Origin of the sequence: Actinopolyspora alba (genome assembly GCF_900112765.1) — a bacterium.
Taxonomy (GTDB): domain Bacteria; phylum Actinomycetota; class Actinomycetes; order Mycobacteriales; family Pseudonocardiaceae; genus Actinopolyspora; species Actinopolyspora alba.
The window spans coordinates 349,080-371,432 of record NZ_FOMZ01000003.1 but is presented as its reverse complement, the minus strand read 5'-3'; the positions used below and the strand labels follow the sequence as shown (position 1 = coordinate 371,432).

Annotated in this window: 14 protein-coding genes; 4 read left to right on the top strand and 10 right to left on the bottom strand. The window is 68.7% G+C overall.

Annotated elements, in window-relative coordinates:
* Window position 1 precedes the first annotated feature (1 nt).
* The 4 genes from BM150_RS06200 to BM150_RS06185 form a co-directional block, all read right to left on the bottom strand.
* A complete protein-coding gene (locus BM150_RS06200) occupies window positions 2-1,576 on the bottom strand; it encodes an acyl-CoA carboxylase subunit beta (protein ID WP_092924910.1) in 1,575 nt (524 codons plus the stop codon).
* A gap of 3 nt (window positions 1,577-1,579) precedes the next feature.
* Complete coding sequence (locus BM150_RS24885) at window positions 1,580-8,101, bottom strand: type I polyketide synthase (protein ID WP_092924908.1); 6,522 nt, start codon at window positions 8,099-8,101, stop codon at window positions 1,580-1,582.
* Window positions 8,094-9,863: a fatty acyl-AMP ligase gene (locus BM150_RS06190; protein ID WP_092924906.1), complete on the bottom strand. Its 1,770-nt coding sequence runs from the start codon at window positions 9,861-9,863 to the stop codon at window positions 8,094-8,096. The genes BM150_RS24885 and BM150_RS06190 overlap by 8 nt, the downstream gene beginning before the upstream one ends.
* A 650-nt stretch (window positions 9,864-10,513) precedes the next feature.
* Window positions 10,514-11,068 carry a GNAT family N-acetyltransferase gene (locus tag BM150_RS06185; RefSeq protein ID WP_092924904.1) on the bottom strand — a complete coding sequence of 185 codons (555 nt, stop codon included), beginning with the start codon at window positions 11,066-11,068 and terminating at the stop codon, window positions 10,514-10,516.
* 299 nt (window positions 11,069-11,367) lie between these two features.
* Between BM150_RS06185 and BM150_RS06180 the strand changes: the two genes are divergently transcribed.
* Entirely contained in the window at window positions 11,368-12,006 is a 639-nt protein-coding gene (locus tag BM150_RS06180) for a class I SAM-dependent methyltransferase (RefSeq protein ID WP_092924902.1), read from the top strand.
* Here the strand turns inward: BM150_RS06180 and BM150_RS06175 are convergent.
* From BM150_RS06175 to BM150_RS06160, 4 genes are all read right to left on the bottom strand, one after another.
* Entirely contained in the window at window positions 11,962-13,062 is a 1,101-nt protein-coding gene (locus tag BM150_RS06175; protein WP_092924901.1) for a prenyltransferase/squalene oxidase repeat-containing protein, read from the bottom strand. The genes BM150_RS06180 and BM150_RS06175 overlap by 45 nt on opposite strands.
* Window positions 13,055-13,777, bottom strand: a complete 723-nt coding sequence (locus BM150_RS06170; protein WP_092925101.1) for a methyltransferase domain-containing protein — start codon at window positions 13,775-13,777, stop codon at window positions 13,055-13,057. The genes BM150_RS06175 and BM150_RS06170 overlap by 8 nt, the downstream gene beginning before the upstream one ends.
* A gap of 4 nt (window positions 13,778-13,781) precedes the next feature.
* Window positions 13,782-15,020, bottom strand: coding sequence for a glycosyltransferase family 4 protein (locus BM150_RS06165; RefSeq protein WP_092924899.1), 1,239 nt, complete (start codon window positions 15,018-15,020; stop codon window positions 13,782-13,784).
* 317 nt (window positions 15,021-15,337) lie between these two features.
* The gene (locus tag BM150_RS06160) at window positions 15,338-16,768 is read right to left on the bottom strand and encodes a GH25 family lysozyme (RefSeq protein ID WP_092925099.1); all 1,431 of its coding nucleotides are present in this window, start codon (window positions 16,766-16,768) and stop codon (window positions 15,338-15,340) included.
* 257 nt (window positions 16,769-17,025) lie between these two features.
* Between BM150_RS06160 and BM150_RS06155 the strand changes: the two genes are divergently transcribed.
* Window positions 17,026-17,418 (top strand): DUF2237 family protein, encoded by a 393-nt coding sequence (locus BM150_RS06155; RefSeq protein ID WP_092924897.1) that lies wholly within the window; start codon window positions 17,026-17,028, stop codon window positions 17,416-17,418.
* 46 nt (window positions 17,419-17,464) lie between these two features.
* Window positions 17,465-17,965 carry a SixA phosphatase family protein gene (locus tag BM150_RS06150; protein WP_092924895.1) on the top strand — a complete coding sequence of 167 codons (501 nt, stop codon included), beginning with the start codon at window positions 17,465-17,467 and terminating at the stop codon, window positions 17,963-17,965.
* A 267-nt stretch (window positions 17,966-18,232) separates the two neighbouring features.
* On the opposite strand, the gene BM150_RS06145 is transcribed toward BM150_RS06150, so the two are convergent.
* Both BM150_RS06145 and BM150_RS06140 read right to left on the bottom strand, forming a co-directional pair.
* A complete protein-coding gene (locus tag BM150_RS06145) occupies window positions 18,233-19,264 on the bottom strand; it encodes a coiled-coil domain-containing protein (protein ID WP_092925097.1) in 1,032 nt (343 codons plus the stop codon).
* Between the two features lie 234 nt (window positions 19,265-19,498).
* Window positions 19,499-20,110: a TetR/AcrR family transcriptional regulator gene (locus BM150_RS06140; protein WP_092925095.1), complete on the bottom strand. Its 612-nt coding sequence runs from the start codon at window positions 20,108-20,110 to the stop codon at window positions 19,499-19,501.
* A gap of 476 nt (window positions 20,111-20,586) precedes the next feature.
* Between BM150_RS06140 and BM150_RS06135 the strand changes: the two genes are divergently transcribed.
* Complete coding sequence (locus BM150_RS06135) at window positions 20,587-22,134, top strand: aldehyde dehydrogenase family protein (protein WP_092924893.1); 1,548 nt, start codon at window positions 20,587-20,589, stop codon at window positions 22,132-22,134.
* The last annotated feature ends 219 nt before the right edge of the window (window positions 22,135-22,353 follow it).

Here is a 22,353-nt window from a genome sequence, read left to right as displayed (position 1 = left end):
ATCACAGTGGCATGGTGCTGTGCTTCTTCGGTGGGGATTCCTCCCGTTTCGCCTCGAGCATCAGCAACGCGTCGGACACTCGGGCGCGCGTCGTGGCGGGCCGGATCACCGAATCGACGTAGCCGCGTTCGGCCGCCACGTACGGGGTCGTCATGGTGGTCCGGTACTCGGCGATCAGCTTCGCGCGGACCGAGGCGCGGACGCCGTTGGACTCGGCTTCGGCCAGCTCGGCGCGGTAGAGCAGCTCGACCGCGCCTTCGGCCCCCATGACCGCGATCTCCGCGGTGGGCCAGGCCAGGTTGACGTCGGCACCGAGATGTTTGGACCCCATCACGGCGTAACCACCGCCGTAGGCCTTCCTGGTCACCACGGTCACCTTGGGAACGGTGGCCTCCGAGTAGGCGTAGAGCAGCTTGGCACCGCGTCGGATTATTCCCCGCTGCTCCTGTTCCCTGCCGGGAAGATAACCGGGCACGTCGGCGAACGTGAGCAGGGCGATGTTGAACGCGTCGCAGAACCGCACGAAGCGTGCGGCCTTCTCGGAGGCATCGATGTCCATTATCCCCGACTGCCGCAGTGGCTGGCTGGCGACCACTCCGACGGTTCGTCCCCGCACTCGGCCGAAACCGCACAGCACGTTCGGGGCGAACGAGGCGTGCACCTCCAGCAGTTCGCCGTCGTCGAGCACAGCCGCCAGTACCCGCCGCATGTCGTAGGACTGATTGGGTGAGTCGGGCACCACGGTGTCGAGCTCGGACGCGGCAGCGGCGGGCTCCAACACCGGATACTCCGGCGGCACGGCCATGTTGTTGGCCGGCAGGAACGCCAGCAGCGTCCGCACCCAGTCGAGCGCGTCGACCTCGTCCGAGGCGACGTAGTGGGCGTTGCCGGTCACGCTGCCGTTGACCTCGGCTCCCCCGAGTTCCTCGGCCGAGATGTTCTCCCCGGTCACCGAACGCACGACGTCGGGGCCGGTCACGAACATGCGCGAGGTCCGGTCGACCATCACGGTGAAGTCGGTCAGCGCGGGCGTGTAGACGGCGCCACCCGCACACGGTCCCATGACCACCGATATCTGGGGCACCACTCCCGATGCCTTCGAGTTGCGTCTGCTCAGCTCCGCGTAGTAGGCGAGCGAGACCACCCCTTCCTGGATTCGCGCCCCGCCGGAATCGTTGATACCGACGACGGGGCACCCCGCCTTGGTGGCCATGTCCATGATCTTGAGAACCTTCTCGCCGAATGCCTCACCCATGCTTCCGCCGTAGGTGGTGAAGTCGTGCGAGAAGAGGCAGATTCGCCTGCCGTCCACCGTCGCGTAACCGGTCACCACCCCGTCGCCGTAGCAGCGGTCGTCGCCCGTGTCGAACGAGGTGGGGCGCCGCAGCGTGAACTCGCCGACCTCGACGAAGGAGTCCTCGTCGACCAGTAGCTCGATGCGTTCCCGTGCGGTGTACTTGCCCCTGGGGTGCTGCTTGGCCGCCGCTACCTCGTCTGCCCGGGGAACCGCTTCGACGCGCCGTTGTTCGAGATCGTCGATGCGTTCGGACGTACCACGGGGTTCGTTGTCCGCCATGAGTCACTCCCTGACTTCACTGCTGTCACCGATGCCGAGTAGTCGCCGGAGGTGGTCGGTCATGACGTCGACGTGCGGGGGGTCGATCATCGAGAGGTGGTCACCGGGCACCCGCACGACTTCCAGGTCCGCGGCGTAGTCGTCCCAACCGAGCGAGTCGTCCGACCGCAGGTAGCGGGGATCGAGGGTGGTCGTGGTGCTTTCGGCCGCGGCGGCGCGGTACAGCACCACCGGCCCCTCGTAGCGACCCGGTTCGTAGCGCTCCGCGATTCTGGCGTCCACATAGGATGTGTACTGGTGCCGCAGCACACCGGCGCCGATACCGAGTTCGTCGCCCGCGAGCGCCGACATGACCCGTTCCATCTGTTCCCGCTCGTCGAACTCGTCCAGCTCGTCCACCGGAACCGGCAGCGATACCCCGTAGGTGTGCTCGATGTGTTCGACGAACCGCCGGAAGCGGCGGGTTATCAGTTCCTCGTCAGAGAACTCCGGAGCGGGCAGCGGCAGGATGGAGTCGATGAGCAGCACCGTCTCCACTTCCTCGCCACGGTCGGCCAGTTGACGTGCCGCCTCGAAGGCCAGACATCCGCCGAAGGACCAGCCACCCAGGCGGTAGGGCCCCTCGGGTTGGATCTCGCGGATCAGCTCGATGTAGCGGGTGGCTTTCTCGGGAACGGTCTCGTACTGGTCCAACCGCTCCATGCCGTAGCAGGGCTGCTCCCCGCCGAGCCGTTCGACCAGTGGCTGGTACACGCTGGTGGGGCCACCGGCGGGATGGAACAGGAACAGTGGCGTGGCCCGCCCCTCGGCACGGAGCGTCCGGACCGGCCCGTCCGACGACTCGAAGGAGTCCCGGACGAGATCGGCCATCCGTTCGATCGTGGGCTGTCCGAACAGTTCCGGGACCTCGGTCCCCAACCGCTCCCGCACCGCCGCGGTGACCTTCTCCGCCAGGAGCTCGTCACCGCCGATCCGGTAGAAGTCCTGGTCGACTCCCACGCTGTCCAGCCCCAGAACTTCGCGCCACAGGTGCGACAGCCAGCGTTCCGTGGCATCGCGCGCACCGATCGCGCGAGGGGCTGCCGGTTCGGCGTTCACCCGCTGGGAACCGGGGGACTCGACGCCGAGGTCGACGAGCAGCTGGTTCGCCAGTTCGGCGGTACTGCAACCCCGCAACAGCATGGCGGGAGCTATACCGACCCCGAACTCGCGTTCGACCGCGTTGCGAGCTCGCATGGCCATCAGCGAGTCGAGTCCGAGCCCGGTCAACGGTCGGTCGGGGTCCACATCGGCCGCGGCCGTGCCGATGATCTCGCCCAGCAACCGCGTCAGCGTCGAAGTCACCGTGCGCAGCGCCTCTTCCGGGGTGACGGAGCGGAGCTGTTCGGGGTCGGTGCCGACAGCGGCACCCGGTTCCTCGCCAACCACGTGCCGGAAGAACGGGCGCGCGGACAGTTCCGGAAACATCCGACCGGCCCGGTTCCCGTCGAGCCACGCCATTCCCGTGACGGGCTGTTCGGTCCCCAGCAGAATCTCGAACGCCTCGGTGCCGGTGGCAGTGGACAACGGCCGCAGCACACCGGTGAACGACTCGCTCGCGGCCCCCACCTCACCCCACACTCCCCATTGCACGCTGGTGCCGACGAGCCCTTGTGCACGGCGCCACCGCACGAGGTCGTCGAGGGCCGCGTTGGCGGTGGCGTAAGCGGCCTGGCCCGGTGAGCCGAGCAGTGCCGCCGCCGAGGAGAAGGTGACCCACCAGTCCGGTTCGGAGCGGAGGGTGGCCTCGTGCAGCCGTAGGCCGCCCCCGACCTTGGCGTGCCAGACGCGTTCCAGCCCCTGCTCGGTCGACTCGGTGAACGGACCGTCGTCCAGGTCTCCGGCGGCGTGCAGCACTCCGCACAACGCGAGCCCGCCATCGGTGGCGGCCGCGACCGACCGCTCGGCCGTGCCGGCTTCACCGATGTCACCGGTGACCACGACGACCTCGGTTCCACCCGCGCGGAGTCGTTCGATGTCGCGCTCGACGTCCGGAGCGGGCTCGCGGCGGCCGTTGAGCACCACCCGAGCGGCGCCCCGCTCGGCCAGCCACCGGGCGAAGGTGTAGCCGAGACCGCCCAGCCCACCGGTGATCAGATAGGACTGCGGCCGTACCGCGGGTGTGGCGACCGAGGACTCCGGCCGGACGCCGCGCAGCCTGGCGACGTGACGACGGCCCTGCTCGTGACGTACGTCGTCCTCGGCGGAGTCGGCGCACAGCTCGTCGGCCAACGACTCAGCGTCCGCCCCGGACGCCTCGACGAGTGAAACGCGCACCCGGGGATGTTCGAAGGTGAGCACCCGAACCAACGCCCGAAGCTCCGCGTTGGCCGAGCTGGTGCTGACCAGCCACAACCTCGCGGGAGCACCGTCGTGGGCCTCCAGGACCCGCACCAGCCCCGCCAACCGGAGCAACCGCTCCCGCGCTGCCGAGAAGTGGGCTTCGAGGGTGTTCTCCTCCCCGACGAGAACGACCATTCCGGCGGGGGCCACGGCTTCGTCCAGGAAGCGCTCGGCCTCGTCGAAGCGCCGCGGCAGTCCGTCGTCCGGCCCCGGCGTAGCGCTGGTGACACGCCGACCACGCTCCCGCAGCCGCTGGGCCAGTTCCGGAGCCGCACCGAACAGCAGCCAGTCACCGCCACCGCGGGCGGGCTCAGGCGGGTCGGACTCCTCCCAGCAAAGCCGCAATCCGGCTTCGGCGGGATCACGCGGTACGGGAGTGGCCCCCACGCGGCGTGCGCGGACCAGGCCGATCCGCAGCACCGCGCGCTCGTGCTCGTCGGTGACGAACACGGATCCGGTCACCTCCGGCTCTCCGGGACTCGTGACCAGCCTGGCGTGACAACGAACCCGGGAGGGCACGCGACGGAACAGCCGCACGTCGCGCAACTCGACCGGAACGAACAGCTCGACTTCCGCGGAACCGTCGGTACCGATCGCGGCCGCCACGAGAGTCTGCAGACAGCCGTCGGTGATCACCGGATGCGCGAGGAACTCCTGGCAGCTCCCCGCCTCGGGGGGCAACGCCAGCTCGGCCACCGCGCTCGCGTCACCGGCGTGCGCCCGCTGCACGGGTCGGAAGGCCGGTCCGTACTCCTGGCCCGCCGCGCGCAGCGCGGAGTACAGCCGCACCTGTTCGCCCCCGTCCGCGACAGCGGTGGGGGCCCGATCGGTGGAGTCACGACCGGCCGGCTCCTCGGGCGTCGTACGAATCACCTCGGCGACGGCGTGTCGGTGCCAACCGCCGTTCGCGGAACGGCTGTGTACCTCGACGGTCACACCAGCGGTGCCGTACGGCTCGGGCTCGTGCGGGGTGACCACCGTGGTGACCGTCAGCTCCGGAGCGAGCACGAGCATGTCGTGCAGTTCGAGCCCGCCGAGCAGCAGACGGTCCGGTTGCAGGTCCAGCACTCGACCGGCGGCGGCCAGCGCCATCTCCAGATACCCGGTACCGGCCAGGACCTCGGTGTCGTGCACCCGGTGGTCGCCCAACCAGGGAAGGGAGCCGGTCCCGATCTCGCCCTGCCAGGCGTGTCCGCCGTCCGGCAGCTCCACGTGATGCCCGAGCAGCCGGTGCTCTCCCCCGGCGGAGTTCGTCCTGGCGACGGAGATCCAGTACCGCTCGTGCTCCCAGACGGGCAACGGCAGCTCGGCGATGTTGCCCGTGGGAAGGCCGGGAGGTTCGGGCAGTCGTCCGTTGACGTGCAGTCGGGCGAGGTTCTCGCGGAACGTCGCCGTCTCTTCGGTGTCCCGTCGTGAGGCGAACACCAGCAGCGGATCCCGCACGCCCGCGTCGACCGCCGACTCCTCGACACCGGAGGTGACTATCGGGTGCGGGGCGATCTCGACGAAGGTGTCGAACCCACCGGCCACCGCCTCCCGAACGGCGCGATCCAGCAACACCGGGCGACGCAGGTTCCGCGCCCAGTAATCGGCGTCGAACGTCGGTGTGACCCCGGATTCGTGCTCGACGGTGCTGTAGACGGGAATCACCGGGGTGGCCGGGGCGAGGTCGGCCAGTTCTTCCCGCAACCTGCCCAGCAGCGGATCGACGGCGGAGGTGTGTCCGGCTCCGGCCACGTCGAGCACCCGCACCACGCGGTCACGACGCCGGAAGTGCGCTGCCAGCAGCTCGATCTCGTCGGCCGGGCCCGCGACGGTGCAACGGCGGGAGGAGGTGTGCACCGCCACTACCGCCCCCGGAAACCAGTCCGCCAGCTCGGCGACCTCATCGGGCGATCCCTCCAGGACCGCCATGGCCCCACCGCCCGCGGCTTCCATCTCGGCCAGCAGCCGAGTGCGGGTGTCCATGACCCGCAGTCCCGTGCCGTAGTCCAGCGCACCGGCCGCCACGGCGGCGGCAACCTCCCCCATGGAGTGCCCGATGATCGCGCCCGGTCGTGCGCCGTGGAACTTCCACAGTTCCGCCAGCGCGAGCTGGGTACCGAACAGTCCGAGCTGGGTTCGGTACAACCCGTCGAGTTCGGCTCCCGTCGCGAGCGCCTCGTACAGCGAGAAGCCGGTCACGGCGCTGAACTCGGTGTCGTTCCGCCGCAACGACTCCGCGAGAACCGGCTCGTCCCGCAGCAGTGCACGGCACATGCCGGGCCACTGCGAACCGTAGCCGGAGAACACCCATACCGGTTCGCCCGCCGACCCGGCGTGCCCGCGCACCACTCCGGCCGCGGTGTCCCCGGTGGCGAGAGCGTCCACCCCCTCCGCGAGCCGAGCGCGGTCCTGACCGACGACCGCACCGCGCCGCGCGTGCTGCCTGCGGTGCCGCAGCAGGGTGTGGGCGATGTCGGTGACCGGAGTGTCGGCGTGTTCGGGGTCTCGCAGCCGTTCGGCCAACCGCGCCGCCGTCCGCCGCAGGTGGGAATCGGTACTTCCGGACAGGAACAGCGTGTGCGGTCCGGCGACTTCCCGGACGCTCTCGGGCGGGTCCGGCCAGGACTCCAGCAGCACGTGCGCGTTGGTGCCACCGAATCCGAAACCGGAGACACCGGCCCGTGCGACGCCGGAGTACTCCGGCCAGGGGCGGTCTTGCCCCACGACTTCCAGGCGTGCGCGTTCGAAGGGAATGTGGGGATTGGGAGTCCGGTAGTGCGGTGTGGCCGGTAGCCGGCCGTGCCGCATGGCCAGCACCACCTTGATGATCCCGGCGATGCCCGCGGCCGCCTCCAGGTGCCCGAGGTTCGCCTTGACCGAACCGAGCAGCAGCGGCCGATCCCCCGTGCGATCGGCACCGAAGACCGCCCCCAGCGCCGTCGCCTCGATCGGATCCCCCAGCAGGGTTCCCGTGCCGTGGGCCTCCACGTAGTCCAGCACGCCGGGATCGAGATCGGCGGTGGCACAGGCCGAACGCAGCAGTCCTTCCTGGGCAGAGGGGTTGGGGGCCATGAGTCCGTTGGAACGGCCGTCGGAGTTCACCGCGGAGCCGCGAATCACCGCGTGCACCCGGTCACCGTCCCGATTGGCCTCGGACAGCAGTTTGAGCACGACGACGCCGCAGCCCTCGCCACGGACGATGCCGTCGGCGGCGGCGTCGAAGGGTTTGCACCGCCCGTCGGCTGCCAGCGCACCGGCACTGTGGAAATTGGCGGTTATCGCCGGGGACAACAGCAGGTTCACCCCACCGGCCAGGGCGGTGCGGCTCTCCCCCGTGCGCAGGCTGGCGCACGCCTGGTGCAGCGCCACCAGCGAGGACGAGCAAGCGGTGTCGACGGCGAGGCTGGGGCCGCGCAGATCCAGCAGGTAGGACAGGCGGTTGGCGATCACGCTCATCGCGCCGCCGGTGCCGGTCCACGCGTCGATCGCCCCGAGATCCCTGGTGGTCAGCTGGCCGTACTCAGTGGCAGCTGCCCCCACGAACACGCCGGTGTTCGACCCCCGCAGGCGTTCGGGAACAACACCCGCGTTCTCCAGCGCCTCCCAACTCACTTCGAGCAACAACCGCTGCTGCGGATCCATGACCTCGGCTTCACGCGGGGAAACCTCGAAAAATCCCGCGTCGAACGCGGCGACGTCGTCCAGATATCCGCCAGCGGTGGGAAGATCGTCCAGCACGCTCCGCTGCCCGGGGGCGAAGTCCTGCCAACGTCGGTCGGGAACGGTTCCGACGGCATCGGTTCCCGAACGCAGCAGCTCCCAGAACCGTTCCGGGCCGTCGGCTCCCGGGAAACGGCACCCGAGACCGATCACCGCGACCGGTTCGGCCGGTTCGGTGCCGGCAACGGTCGAACCGGCCGAACCGGAACCGGCCAGCGCTTCGGCCAGCCGTTCGATCGTGGGGAACTCCCAGAGCAGCGTGGCTGGTAGTGATCTGCCCAGTAGAGTTTCCAGATCACCCGACAGCGCCACGACGTCCCGGGAGGAGAGTCCGAACTCGTCGAAGGGCCGGTCGGTTTCGATCCGTGCGGGGCGCATCCCGGTGCGCTCGGCGATGCGGTGCACGAGCCACTCGCCGAGTTCCGACCGATCAGTCATGGGCCTTCTCCGAGCTCAGTTCGCCGTCGAGGTAACGCCGCCTGCACTCGCGGCGCGCCACCTTGCCGCTGGACGTGTGGGGGACGGTGTCCGGTTCGAGCAGCAGCAGCTCGTGCACGCTCACGCCGTGCGCGTTGGCGATGTCCTTGCGCAGGGCCGCTTCGATCTCCGAGGGGAACCGTCGTTCGGGCGGAAGCGAGCGGGAGTACTCGGCGGCTATCACCACTCGTTCGGTGTCGTCGACGCTGACGGAGAACGCCGCGGTGTGGTGCTTGCGCACCTCGGAGCGCTGTTCCACGGTCTGCTCCAGGTCCTGCGGATAGTGATTCCGACCGTCCAGAATGATCAGGTCCTTGATCCTGCCCGTCACGAACAGCTCACCGTCGTAACGAACCCCGAGATCACCGGTGCGCAGCCAGCCGGTTTCCGGTAGCTCACCGGCTTCGTGCAATCGAGCTCGGAAGACCTCGTCGGAGGCGGCACCGTCCCAGTTCCAGTAGCCCTGTCCGATGTTGGGGCCGTTCACCCAGATCTCACCCACTGCCGCGTCCGGGAGCGGGCGGTGGGACTCGGGATCGACGATGGCCACCCGCTGCCCGAGCGGGCTGCCGCAGGAGACCAACGTGCTCGACGGGGCATCGTCGTCCGCCGTTACCGCTGCCCCGCCGCCGAGGGAATCACGGTCGAACCGAACACTCCGGGGAGCGGTCCCGGCCGGGCTGGTGGCGACGAACACGGTCGCCTCCGCCAGCCCGAACGAGCAACGGTGGGTCTCCGGGCGCAGACCGCAGAACTCGAACGCCCGGTTGAACCGCTCCACGGTCGACGGCAGCACGGGCTCGCTGCCGTTGATCATCGCGACCACCCGGTCCAGTCTCGTCCACGCCTTCTCCCGATCGGTCACCCTGGCCGCGGTGTAGTCGAAGGCGAAGTTGGGAGCGGCGGTGATGCAGCGCGGGTTCGCCGCGAGCTGGCGCAACCAGCGTCCCGGCTGCCGCAGGAACGCCGCGGGATCCAGCAACACGGACTTTATGCCACCCACCACGGGGGCGGCCACGGAAAGCACCAGCCCCATGTCGTGGAACAGCGGTAGCCAGCTGACGGTGGCCCCGCCCTCGATCCGCTCGCCGAAGTAGGCCGACAGGGCCTGTCGCGCGTTGGCGACCACATTGGCGTGCGTGATCCGCACGCCTGCTGGCACCCGCGTCGAACCGGAGGTGTACTGCAGGTAGGCGACGTCGTCCGGTGCGGCGGTCGGCGGAAGCGACTCGGACGACCACTCCTCCTGGAGGGTGTCGACGGCCAGGAACTCACGCGGCGCACGGCCACCGCGCTGCCGGATCACCTCCCGAACCCGGTCGAACGCGTCCTTCGTGGTCAGCACGCACGCCGGTTCGCAGTCGTCGAGTACGGCATCGAGCCTGCCCTCCTGGCCGGGCATGTCCGGCTGGAACAGCGGAACCGCGATGGCACCGGCCCGGATGGCTCCCAGGAAACCGATGACGTACTCGATTCCCTGCGGAGCGAGGATCGCCACCCGTTCTCCCGGATCACAGCGGTGTGCCGTCCAGGCCGCCACCGCGCGAACACGACGATGCAGTTCGGAGATCGTCAACGAAGTGGTGAGACCGTCCTTGCTCGCCTCGTAGTCGACGAAGGTGATCGCGGTGGCATCCGGTCGCTCCGCCACGGAGCGGTCCAGGTACCCGGTCAGAGTCGTCACCCCGTCGTGCGGCGCGAACTCCGCGGCCGTAGATTCCATAACACCTTCCCACGCTGGGAGCGAAACACGAATACCGACAACGAACGAAACGAAAAGCACGAAACATCGGATCCCGCAACGGAGCGAATTTTTCACGCGGGGCAGGCGGTGTCAAGACGAGCGAACGCAAGAAACACCGGGAAAGAAACAACACGCATTCCGGTGCGCATGACGGACGATCTTCTTGTCACGTGTCTGATAATTACGAGCGAACGCCACAACGGGGACTGAATCGCCGTGCTTTCGTCTCCGAACCGACGGGAACGGAGCGGCGCCGCACTCGCCTAACAGCAGCCCGTCGTCGAGAGCACGGGGTTACGGAACCCCGGGCGTACTGCGGGAACCGCGGTCCCCGCGCCGGAAGCGGCCGTGCCTCGGCACCACGCGAAACCGGACCTCTCGATGTCGTCGGGAGCCGGAAAGCGAAAACCGGCCCGAGAGCGAAGGGCCGGGCGGCGAACGATTCCACCGGTGGAGGGCAACATCCGCACCGGAGGACAAAATGATTTCTGCGCCCGAACCGTACTACAACCGAATTTTCGCTTTCGAGCGGGAATCCGGACCGAATTCCCCACCGCTACCGAGAACGGCCCGGCGGAAGCGGGCGAAAACGCGTGGATCGGCCGTGGGAGCGCCGAACGCGGCCGGGGTCACTCCCGCGGCGGAACCGGGCCGTTGAAGTCGGCTCGTCGCACGCGAAAGACCTGCAACAGCAGGCCGTAGTACTTGGTGGTCTCACCGACCCACTCCATGCCGAGCTTTCGCGCGGTGGAGACCGCACGTGCGTTGGAGGAACGCGCGACCGCGAAGATCTCGTCGACGTCCTGGGTGAACGCCCACCCGAGCAGCGCCCGCGCACCTTCCGTGGCATAACCCTTCCCCCACTCGTGCTGACTGACCTGCCACCGGATCTCGATGTCCTCCTCGTAGGGCGGGAGCAGGCGCAGCGCGAGCCCACCGATCAGCACGTTGTCCGAGCGGCGCACCATCGCCCAGCGCCCGGTCGGCGGTGCCAGATTGGGAGCGGACTCCACCCACGCCTCCAGCACCGAGCGCATCGCACTCGGATCGGTGACGCGCTGCATCATGGGGGCCAGCCACATCGCGACTTCGGGATTGCCGTAGATGCGGAAAGCCGCATCGGCGTCCTCGACCCTCCAGTCGCGTATCAACAACCGCTCGGTGGTCAGCGAGAGTGACGCCATACGGCCACGCTACCCGTTTCCGCCTTAATCGGCCGATCGACGACGTGGGGATGCGAACCACCCGCGCGGGATCGAGACGGGAGAGGACCTGGCCGGGGAGTTCCATCACCGGCCGTCCTGCCGCCCCGGCACACGAGAGCCCGCGAGGGGTTCCACCGAGCGGGAACAGCGGAACCCCGCGGGGGCGGTCCTACTAGAATCACGTTCGACAGCCAGTCCGCAGTCCAGCGACACGAGAAGGAACCAGGGTGGCCGCAGCCTCGCCGACAGACGCCACAGCCGACGCACCGCGGCACCGAATGCCACCGCGGTTGCTCGAAGCAGCCCGCTCCGCGACCGGATTCATGCCGGATTCCGAGGGCACGGCGTTGTTCGAAACAGCGATGACGTACCTCGCCGACGGGGTCGCCGTGGAGATCGGTACCTACTGCGGCAAATCGGCGATCTACCTGGGAGCCGCTGCCGCCGCGACCGGTGGCCTGGTTGTGACGGTCGACCACCACCGGGGTTCCGAGGAGCACCAGCCGGGCTGGGAGTACCACGACCCCGAACTGGTGGATCCCGCGGCCGAACGACTGGACACGCTGGGACGGTTCCGTCGGACCATCTCCGATGCCGGACTCGAGGACCGGGTCATGGCGGTCGTGGGCGGCTCGACCGCGCTCGCCTCGATCTGGCGCACCCCGATCTCGATGCTGTTCGTCGACGGCGGGCACACCGACGAGGCGGCGAGCGCCGACTTCGAGGGCTGGTCCCCCTGGATACGCCGTGGGGGAGCACTGGTGCTGCACGACGTGTTCCCCGATCCCGCCGACGGCGGCCGAGCACCGTACCGAATCTACCGAAGAGCCCTGGACAGCGGTGAGTTCCGCAAGGTCTCGGTCACCGGCTCGCTACGGGTGCTGCAGCGCGTCGGTGGCGGGGTCGACCTCGGTTAGGCAACCGCACTCGGAATCGTTCTCGCCGAGCAGCCCGTCCGGCAGTTCTCGCGCACGGAAAACACCGTTTCCCGGTGTGGTCCGGGAAAGCGCGTCAGCGGCAAGGACCACGGCGGCCGCCGTCCAGGTGGTGTGCTCCACGGGCCAGTTCTTGCCGTCGCTGTAGACGAAGCCGGTCCAGTAGGAACCGTCGGTCTCGCGCAGGTGCTGCATCTCGCGGAACAGCCGAACGGCGTCGGCGTGCCAACCGAGTGCGTCCAGGCTCAGCACGAGTTCGCAGGTCTCGGCACCGGTCACCCAGGGGTGGTCGGAGACGCAACGGGCACCCAGACCGGCGACCACGAAGTCGGACCAGCGGTCACGCAACCGCTCGCGCCCCTGCTCACCGCGGACCGCACCGCCGAGGACGGGGTAGTACCAGTCCATCGAGTAGCGGTCCTTGCTCGTGAACGCCTCCGGGTGGGCACGCAGCACGTGGCCCAACCGCCCCAGCGCGATCTCCCAGCTCGGCTGGGGACTGCCCACCGACTCGGCCAGCGCCAACGCGCAGCGCAGGCTGTGGTGAATACTGGAACACCCGGTGAGCAGCGACTCCGGTAGCGTGCTCCCGTCGACGCCGACCGCCCAGCGAATCTCGCCGCGGGGCAGTTGGGCCGAGAGCACGAGATCGATCCCGGCTCGTACGGTGGGCCACAACCGCGCCGCGAACTCACGGTCACCGGTGATCAGGAAGTGGTGCCAGACGCCGACCGCGAGATAGGCGCAGAAGTTGGTGTCCGCGCCGTGGTCCTCGACCCCGCCGTTCCGGAACCGCATGGGCCAGGACCCGTCGGGACGCTGGTTGCGCGCCGACCAGTCGTAGGCCCGTTCGGCGGCGGCGAAGTGCCCACCCGCGGACAGCGCCATGGCCGATTCGACGTGATCCCAGGGATCGAGGTGCCCACCCGGGTACCAGGGAATCGCCCCGGAGGGTTCCTGGGCGGCTCGGACGGATTCGACGGTGGTGGCCACCTCGGTCGCCGACAGCACTCCGTCGACCGCCGGGACCTCAGGCAATTGTCACCCCGGGCTTGTAGAGGTAGGTGACGATGCTCTTGCCCAGCACCGGGTTGAGGGCGCGCTCCAGGCTCCGGGTCAACCACGGCGCCCGGAGCATGTCCCACACCAGCAGTCGGTGGTACGACCGCGTGAGCGGATGATCACGGTCGACCCCCACCGCGCACTTCAGCCACCAGTACGGCGAGTGCAGCGCGTGGGCGTAGTGGTGGTGAACCGGCCGCAGCCCGGCCGAGCGCAGCCTGCCGAACAACTGCTGTCGCTGGTAGATACGGACGTGACCACCCTCGACGCGGTGGTACTCCTCGGACAGTGCCCAGCAGACCCGCTCCGGGAACCGGTTGGGAACGGTGACGGAGACGCGCCCACCCGGTTTGAGGACCCGCACCAGCTCGTGCATCGCCTTGTCGTCCTCGGGAATGTGCTCGAGGATCTCCGAGGCGATGACGTGATCGAAGGATTCGTCCGGAAACGGCAGGTCGAGCGCGTCGCCCTGCACGGTGGTGGCAGCCCCCGTGGCGGGAACCTCGCCCGCCTGCTCCATGGCGCCGAACATCGCGGCCACGTCGGCCAGATCGGATTCGTCGTGGTCGAAGGCAACCACGTCCAGCCCGCGCCGATAGAGTTCGAACGCGTGCCGGCCGGCACCACACCCCAGATCCAGCACTCGCTGGCCCGGTCGCACTCCGAGAGTGTCGAAATCCACCGTCAGCAACGCTTCACCGCCCTTTTCCACTAGCTTCGATCGCCTCGGCGTAGCAGTCGACCGTGGCGGCGGCCACCGACGACCAGCTGTAGCGGGTGAGAACCCGCTGTCTGCCCGCTTCGCCCAGCGCTGCCCTGCGGCTGGGATCGGCCAGCAGCGTGCCCAGCCCGGCGGCGAGTGCTTCCGCGTCACCGGGCGGCACGAGTTCTGCGGTGGTGCCGTCGGGACCCACCACTTCGGGAATCGCACCCGCCCGGCTGGCAACCAGCGGGGTACCGCAGGCCATGGCCTCCACCGTCGGCAACGAGAAGCCCTCGTACAGCGACGGAACGCAGGCGATCTCGGCGGAGCCGAACAGCTCGGCGAGCCGCTCGTCGGTGAGCCCGCTGACCGTTCGGACCACGTCACCGATGGCCAGTTCCTCGATCAACCGCTCGGTGGGCCCACCCTTGGTGGGTTTGGCGACCAGCACCAGCTCCACGGCGCGCTCGGTGCGCAGTTTCGCCACGGCCTCCAGCAGCGTGCCGATGCCCTTCATCGGGGTGTCCGCGCTGGCCATGGCAACGATTCGACCCGGAACCCTGGGGCGATGAGGTGGGCGGAAAACCTCGGGATCCACCCCGAGCGGCACGACCCGCAGGTTCGCCCGCTCCACGGCGAAGTCGCGCACGATGTCCTCGGCCGAGGACTCCGAGACGGTCAGCACTCGCGGTATGCGGCGGGCCACTCGGCGCTGCATCCGCAGGAAGCCGTACCAGCGTCGAACCCCGAGCTTGCGCCACCCCCGGGCGGCCGCCAGCTCGACACGCCGGTCGTGGGTGATGGGATGGTGCACGGTGGCCACCAGCGGAATCCCGGAACGGCGCAGGTCGAGCAGGCCGTAACCGAGGGACTGGTTGTCGTGCACGACGTCGAACTCACCCGCTCTGGAGCGGAGTATCCGTGCGGCACGCAGGCTGAACGTCAAGGGTTCGGGAAAACCCGCCGACCACATGATCCCCAGTTCGGCCAGGTCGAGCGGGCCGCGCAGCTCACGGGGGTGCGGGGTTCGGAACGGGTCGGACTCCCGGTAAAGATCGAGGCTGGGAACCCGGGTCAGCCGCACTCCCTCGTCCAGTTCCGGATACGGCTGTCCCGACAGGACCTCGACCTCGTGCCCGAGTTCGGCGAGCCCACTGCTGAGGTGACGAACATAGATACCCTGCCCGCCGCTGTGCGGCTTGCTTCGATAGGAAAGCAGCGCAATTCGCACGATTCACCTCACGCATCCGGAACATCGCGGAACGAGCAGGCTGAGACATGTTTCGGTTCCGGCTCCGCGTAAGCTTACCCGGTAGTAACTCGGAGCGAGCACCCTCCTGGCCGCAGCGGGCGAAGTGCATCGGAACAGCTGCACACGGCGGAGCGAACCACCGGACAGCGAGGACCGAGTGATGACGAACGGTCTCGCCCCCGCCGAACACGAAACAGGGGCGCCCACCCGGGTGGACGCCCCTGTTGTCGCTACCGCGCTGTTGTCACGATCGTTCTGTTGTCGACCGCGCGGTGTCGCTCACCGGATGGTCGTACTCACTGGGCGAGTTCGAGCAGGTCGGAACCGCTGCCCTGGAACAGGTTCCTGTCCACCGGACCGGTGATGCCGGGGACGCTGCCCTTGTTGGTGTACTGCCAGAACGAGTAGGCGTCCCACCCACCGAACAGGCTCGGCTGCGGGACCCCGTAGGAGGCCAACCACAGCGGGTTTTCCGAGAATGCCTGCGAACCCGCCATGCAGCTGCTCCAGAACGACGGGCTGGCGTAGACGATGGCGTCCTCGCCGGTCTTGGACTTCACCCGGTCGAGGAAGCTCTGAGTCCAGGAGTGCAGCTGACCGGACGTCTTGCCGTAGCAGCCGCCTCCGTTGGGCGAGACCTCCAGGTCCAGCACCGGCGGAAGGGTCTTTCCGTCCTCGGTCGAGCCCATCGTGTTCAGCAACCGGTCGGCCTGTCCGACAGCGGAACCGGTGGGCCTGCCGAAGTGGTAGGCACCGGCGAGCATTCCGGCGTTCTTGGCGCCGTTGAACTGCTGGTCGAACATCGGGTTGGTGAAGTTTCCGCCATCGGTGGCCAGCACGAAGGCGTAGTGCTCACCGGAGGCGGCCACCTTGTTCCACTGGATGGGGCCGTTGTGGTTGGAAACGTCGATGCCGTGCGCGTTCGGCGGAATGTCGACGGCGGGCTTCGCGGGGGAGCTCTTGGCCTCGGGGGAGCCGTCCGAGTCGGGGTTCTCGGCCTGCTCCTGGTCCGAAGCGGAGTCCTGCCCCGAGGAGGAGTCCTGTTGGGTTCCGCCCTGGTCGGACTGCGCCTGGTCGGGGGAACGCAGCTCGACCGTGTGGGCCGCCGGGGTGGTCCGCTCGCCGGTGTCGGGTCCCGCGGTGCCGACGAGGATCGCCAGCACGCCGAACGCCGCCACAGCCGCGGTCAGCTGCACCGAACGGCTGCGCAGCTGCGCCCGGTGGCGGCCGGAGCTCTCCGGCAGCCTAGCGCGCAGCTTGGCGACGCGGGGGCGCAACTCGTCGCGGATCCGGTGTGCGGTGGGGGCCAGCCGCTGCCGGACCGGTTCGATCACCGGCGAAAGCCGCTGCCGCAAGCGCCGCACGATTGGGTCGATTCGGCGTTGCACCCCTTCGATGGCGGGGATCAGCCACGCGTGCGCGCGCCGCGCGTAAGGAGCGGCCCAGCGCACCACACGTTGGGTCAGCGTCGCCAGTGCGGCCAGCACTTGCCGCAACCACCGGACGATCCGATCCGTGGTTCGACGCGCGACGGGGCGCAGCCGGTAGGCGGTGTCACGCGCGAACTGTTCGGTTCCGCGCGCGCTACGCTGCCAACCGTTGGAAGCACCCGGTGCGTTCGAGGGGCGCTCCGGGTTCGCTCGACGCTCGGTGGCGTCTGCCGACTCGGAAGAGCCGACCGGTTCACGGGGTTCTTCTTCGGGGTTGTGTTGGCCGGGGGTATTCACGAGTCCCCAGACTCCCAGCACTGAGCGTGCACGTAACCACCGGAAAACACGTACACGACTACCTAGATTGCCCTCGTAGGTAGCACTCAGAGGGCCATTTAGTCACTCAACGTGTTGACATCGCCCCGAAACGTCGGATTCGGCCCCGGGAAGCACGGCGACAGAGGTCCGAACCACACCACATCGACCCTATACCTTCCAGCGCGGCCGTCGAAGCGGGCGGTGATCCGTGTCGCAGTGGCTGCCATGCTGGGGGTATGAGCAACGAGCGCAACGTCCTCGGCGAGCCTCTCGAAGAGTGCGGCACCGATCCGCTTACCGGTTTCCACCGCGACGGCTGTTGTGCGTCCGGTCCGGAGGACACCGGAAACCACTCGGTGTGCGCGGTGGTCACCAACGAGTTCCTGGAGCAGCAACGCGAGTCGGGCAACGATCTCACGGCCGCGCTGCCCCAGTTCGGTTTTCCCGGCCTGCAGGCCGGGGACCGCTGGTGCGTCTGCGCCTCCCGCTGGCTCGAGGCATACCACGCGGGAGTGGCTCCTCCCGTGGTGCTGGCCGCCACACACGAGCGCGCCGTCGAGGTCGTCTCCCTGGACGTGCTGCGCGAGCACGGAGTGGATGTTCCGGCGGATCCCAGCGCGTTGAGCTGAGCACGGACCACGCCGGACCTTGGTGGATCCATGTCGAGGAGGGGCGATGCGAGACCGATCACGCGGACTCGTCGTGGTTCGGCACGCGAAGTCGGACCGAACGGTCACCGGAGCGGATCACGATCGGCCGCTGGCCACCCGTGGGCGGCGCGAAGCTCCGCTCGCGGGTGAATGGCTGCGCGAGCACGGGGACGGTGTCGACCTCGTACGCTGTTCCACTGCGAAGCGGGCACGGCAGACCGGGGAGCTGCTGCTTCCGGAGCTGCCCGGTTCCCCGAGGCTCGAGCACGACCCGAGGCTGTACGGGGCGGACACCGGCGAGCTGCTCGCCCTGGTCCGCGAGCTCCCCGACGAGGACCACGTCGCACTGCTGATCGCGCACAATCCGGGGCTGGAGGAGGTGGTCGCACTGCTGACCGGCACGAGCATCGAGCTCAAGACCTCGGGGATCGCGGTACTACGTGCCTCCGGCACGTGGTCCGAGGCCGGCGCGGGGTGGGCCGAGCTGGCGGCACACGCCACACCCCGCCCACCGGAACAGCACTGACGCCGGGGCTCGCGGCTCCGGAATTTCCACTACACCGGCGATACGAGCACTCGCACGACCCGGCACGACCGACAGCTGACGACGCCCGTTCCGTCCGGCCGGTCGCGAGGACGACTACGTGTGCCCGGTGCCCGTTCTCGGTACACACCGAAAGCGGGCACCGCGCACCGCGCACCCCGGCTCGGACCGCTCGTGGGGTTCACACCCGACGAGTCGGGAGACTCCCCCGCACGAAGTCATCCGGTGCTGCCCGGAGGTGCGAACGCCTCAGTTCGTCTCACGCTGTCCACCGGAGGCGGCCGACAGCACGGTCGTGTCCTCGTCCTCGGAGGCGTCTGCCTGCTCGACCGCCCGCTGCCTGGGCAGTTCGACCGGTTCGTCCCGCATCTCGTCCGAATTCTCGTCACGGGTCGTTTCCCGCACGTAGTCATCGGCCCGCTCGGACTCGGTGCCGGTCACCGAGGCAGCCAGGAACGGCTCCGCCTCGCTGAGCAGATGCTGACCCGCCCTGACCTGCTCGGCCATGTTGCGACGCAGTGCCCGCATCGCCTCGACCTGCTCGTTGGCGCGCTTGGTGCGTCGTTCCGCCTCGGCCGCCGCCTCGCTGATCCGCCGCTCGGCCTCCTGCCTACTGGCGAGGTCGCGTTCGGCCAGTTCGCGCATGGCCTCCTCGCGGCGTGCCGCCATCGATATCTCGAAGTCGCGCTCGATCTCGTTGCGTCGCCGCTCGGCGTCGCGGTCCAACCTGCGGCGGTGCTGCTCGGCCTCCTCGGCCATCCGCTCGATCTCACGGCTGGTCTGCTCCAGCGCCTGCTGCCGCTGGTCCTGCGCCTGCTGCCGCCATTCGTCCGCCTCGGCGACCAACCGCTCGTACCTGGCGCGCAGTTCGGAGGCGGCCTTCTCCGAACGCGACCACTCGTGCTCGGCCGTCGCCCGGGCCGAGGAAATGATCTCGGCGGCCTCGTCGTTGGCCAGCTGGACCATACGACGCAACCGATCCGACAGCGCCTTCTCCTCGACGGGAGTGCGGCAGACATCGTCCAGCTGTCTGCGTAACGAATCGATCTCGGCACGTGCCTGTTCGAGCTGGGTGTTGAGGTCGGATACCTGACTGAGAGCGGAATCGCGATCCTCGGTCAGCATCCGGACCTCGGCCTCGGTCTGCTGAATGTAGAACTGCACCTGCGAACGCCGGAATCCGCGCCACACGACGTCGAAATCCGACTCGAGCGGCACTAGCTCACGGCTGTCATTGTGCCCCACGGTCTCACCCCATCCCTGATCACTCAGTGGTTGCATGTGGTTGGAGCGAGCCACGCCCCCGACGCGGCAATTTCCGTTTTACACCCGAAACGCGTCCGGCGATGTCCGCCACTCGACTGAACTACGTACGGTTCACATCGCACTGTGCACACGGGCTGGAAACGGATCGCTGCCACACATTGTCCACACCAACCGGTGCGGCGATCAACGGCAGGGACGAAAAAGCGGGTAACCGTCCGGTGTCGGACCGGACAATGCGAGAAAACCGGCTCAGCCGTGGGCGGTATCACCGACCGCACGCCGAAAGATCGTCTCGATCTCGTCGCGGTCGGGCAACGGTTCACGAACGATCCCCTGCCACAGCAGGCCACAGAACACCGCCGCGAGCATTTTGCCCGAGACCTCGTCGGTGTAAGCGGTGAAAAGGTCCCGCAACGCCCCGTCCCACTCGGTGCTGGCGGCCCGCAGGGCGGGACGGTGCAGCGCGGCCACGTAGAGTTCGTGCTCCACCACGGTACGTTCCCGCTCGGGGCCGAGATAGCGCAACACCAGATCGGTCAACACGGCGGGCAGATCGACGCCGGAGTCCATTCCGTCCGCCCACTCCCGCAGTTCGGCGACGTTGTCCTGGGCCGCCTGCCGCAGCGCGACGGCGAGCAGGTCGTCCAGCGTGGCGAAGTGGTAGGTGGTGGAACCGAGCGGAACCCCGGCCGCCGCGGCCACCGCGCGGTGGGTGATCTTCTCGATGCCACGCTCGGCGACGACGCTGATCGCGGCCCGAGCGATCCGCTCCCGCCGCCCGGGATCCTTGCGTGAACCGCCGTTCCGACCTCGTCGCTCATCGACCGTCGCGTGCGGCGACTCGGAGTCCGTCGTGGTCATCGCCTGTCGTGTGCCCTCCACCGGTTCACCTACACCTCGTACTCGCCGGAACACCTTCGGTGATTCCGACCCGCAGAACGAACAACACCCTGCCACGAAACCGCCGAACGGCGATGCGACCCACCTCACGACAACCGCTTCTTCGCCGGTCAAAACCTCGACAATGATCGAACCGAACTCCTCGCGAGCAACTATGTGTACATCTGTACATAAAAACTGCTAGAGTTCGCCCCCGGCAGCCGCGGTGCGTCTCGTGCGGGCTCGCCCCAGGTACGCACCGCCCCGGTACACGACGACGGAAGCAGTGGCCGCACCGGACAACCGCCCGGCGACGGGACCTCGCCGTCCGGACCGGACAACCCCGGGGAGCGCTCACCCGCGCCGCGGTGATCCACCGAGTGTTGCCGGGAGCGGCCGAACGGCCGGGTGGCGCGCCACTCGGAAAGCAAGCAAGCAGCCTCGACGGGAAACTCACTATGTCGCAGACCCACGCCCCGCCGAACGAGTCGATCGCCACGCGAACCGGGGATCCGACCGCTTCCGGCACCCTGTTCATCGATGGTGCGTGGCAGGCGGCCTCGGCCGGGAAAACCCGGGAGATCCGCTGCCCCGCCGACGGTTCTCCGGTGATCACGGTCTCCGAGGGCGACCGCACGGACGCCGAACACGCCATAGCGGCGGCCCGGGCCGCGTTCGACGAGGGAACGTGGCCCGCCACCTCGCCCTGGGAACGCGGCGACCTGCTGCTGCGGGTGAGTGAGATCCTGGTACGCGACCGTGCGGAATTCGCACGCGCGGAGTCGCTGGACACCGGTAAACGACTGGTCGAGAGCGGCTACGACATGGACGACATCGCCGCGTGCTTCCGCTACTACGGCAAGATCGCCGGAACCGACGCGGGTCACGTCGTCAACACCGGTTCCACCGAGGCCATCAGCAGGGTCGACTACGAACCGGTCGGCGTGTGCGGTCTGATCACACCGTGGAACTTCCCGCTGCTGCAGGTGGCCTGGAAGGTCGCGCCCGCTCTCGCCGCGGGCAACACCTTCGTGCTCAAACCGAGTGAGCTGACTCCGAGCACCGCGATGCTGCTGATGCGCGCACTCCGCGAGGCGGGCATGCCCGCGGGAGTGGGCAACCTGGTTCTCGGCAACGGCGCCGAGACCGGCGCCCCGCTCGCGGAACACCCCGACGTCGACCTGGTCTCGTTCACGGGTGGCCTGCACACCGGTCGGAACATCGCCGCCTCGGCCGCCGCGACCGTGAAACGGGTCGCCCTCGAACTGGGCGGGAAGAACCCGAACGTCGTGTTCGCCGACGCGGACTTCGAAACCGCCGTGGACTACGCGTTGACCGCGATCTTCCTGCACTCCGGCCAGGTCTGCTCGGCGGGTGCCCGACTGATCGTGCAGGACGAGATCCACGACGCACTGGTCGACGAGATCGTCCGGCGCGCCGAGCGCATCGAACTCGGCGGTCCCTTCGACGAGAACGCCGAGTCCGGACCGCTGATCTCGGCCGAGCACCGCGCCAAGGTCGAGGACTACGTGGCTCGCTCGGTCCAGGAGGGAGCGGTGCTGCGTACCGGCGGGAGCCGCCCGGAGGACGCCGACCTGCGGGCGGGTTACTTCTACCTGCCCACCGTGCTCGACGAGGTGCGGCAGGGCTCGGTCGCCGTGTCCGAGGAGTCCTTCGGACCGGTGTTGACCGTGGAACGCTTCCACGACGAGGACGAGGCCGTGCGCATCGCCAACGACACGCACTACGGCCTGGCCGGTGCGGTGTTCACCTCCGATGTGAGCAAGGCGCAGCGGGTGGCCGGGCGGCTGCGGCACGGCACCGTGTGGATCAACGACTTCCACCCCTACCTGCCCCAGGCCGAGTGGGGCGGCTTCAAGCAGTCCGGTATCGGACGTGAGCTGGGCGGCGGCGGCCTCCGGGAGTACCAGGAGGCCAAGCACGTCTACCAGAACCTCCGTCCAGGACCGCAGTACTGGTTCGCGGGACAGCAGCCGAACGCGTGAGCTTCCCCGACCTCGGGGCGTCGGTGGTCGACGCCACCGCCGAGGGATTCGACCCGTTCCGCCGAGTGGGCGCCGAATCCCCGAACCACCGACGTCCCGGAACCAACCACGCCGGACTCCGCCCGCGGCGACCCGTTCGAGGGCCGCGGGGCGAGCCGGTGAGCTCCCGATCGTCCCCGGCTTCGACGGGCCGCGGACGTATCGCGGTGTCGCGCACAG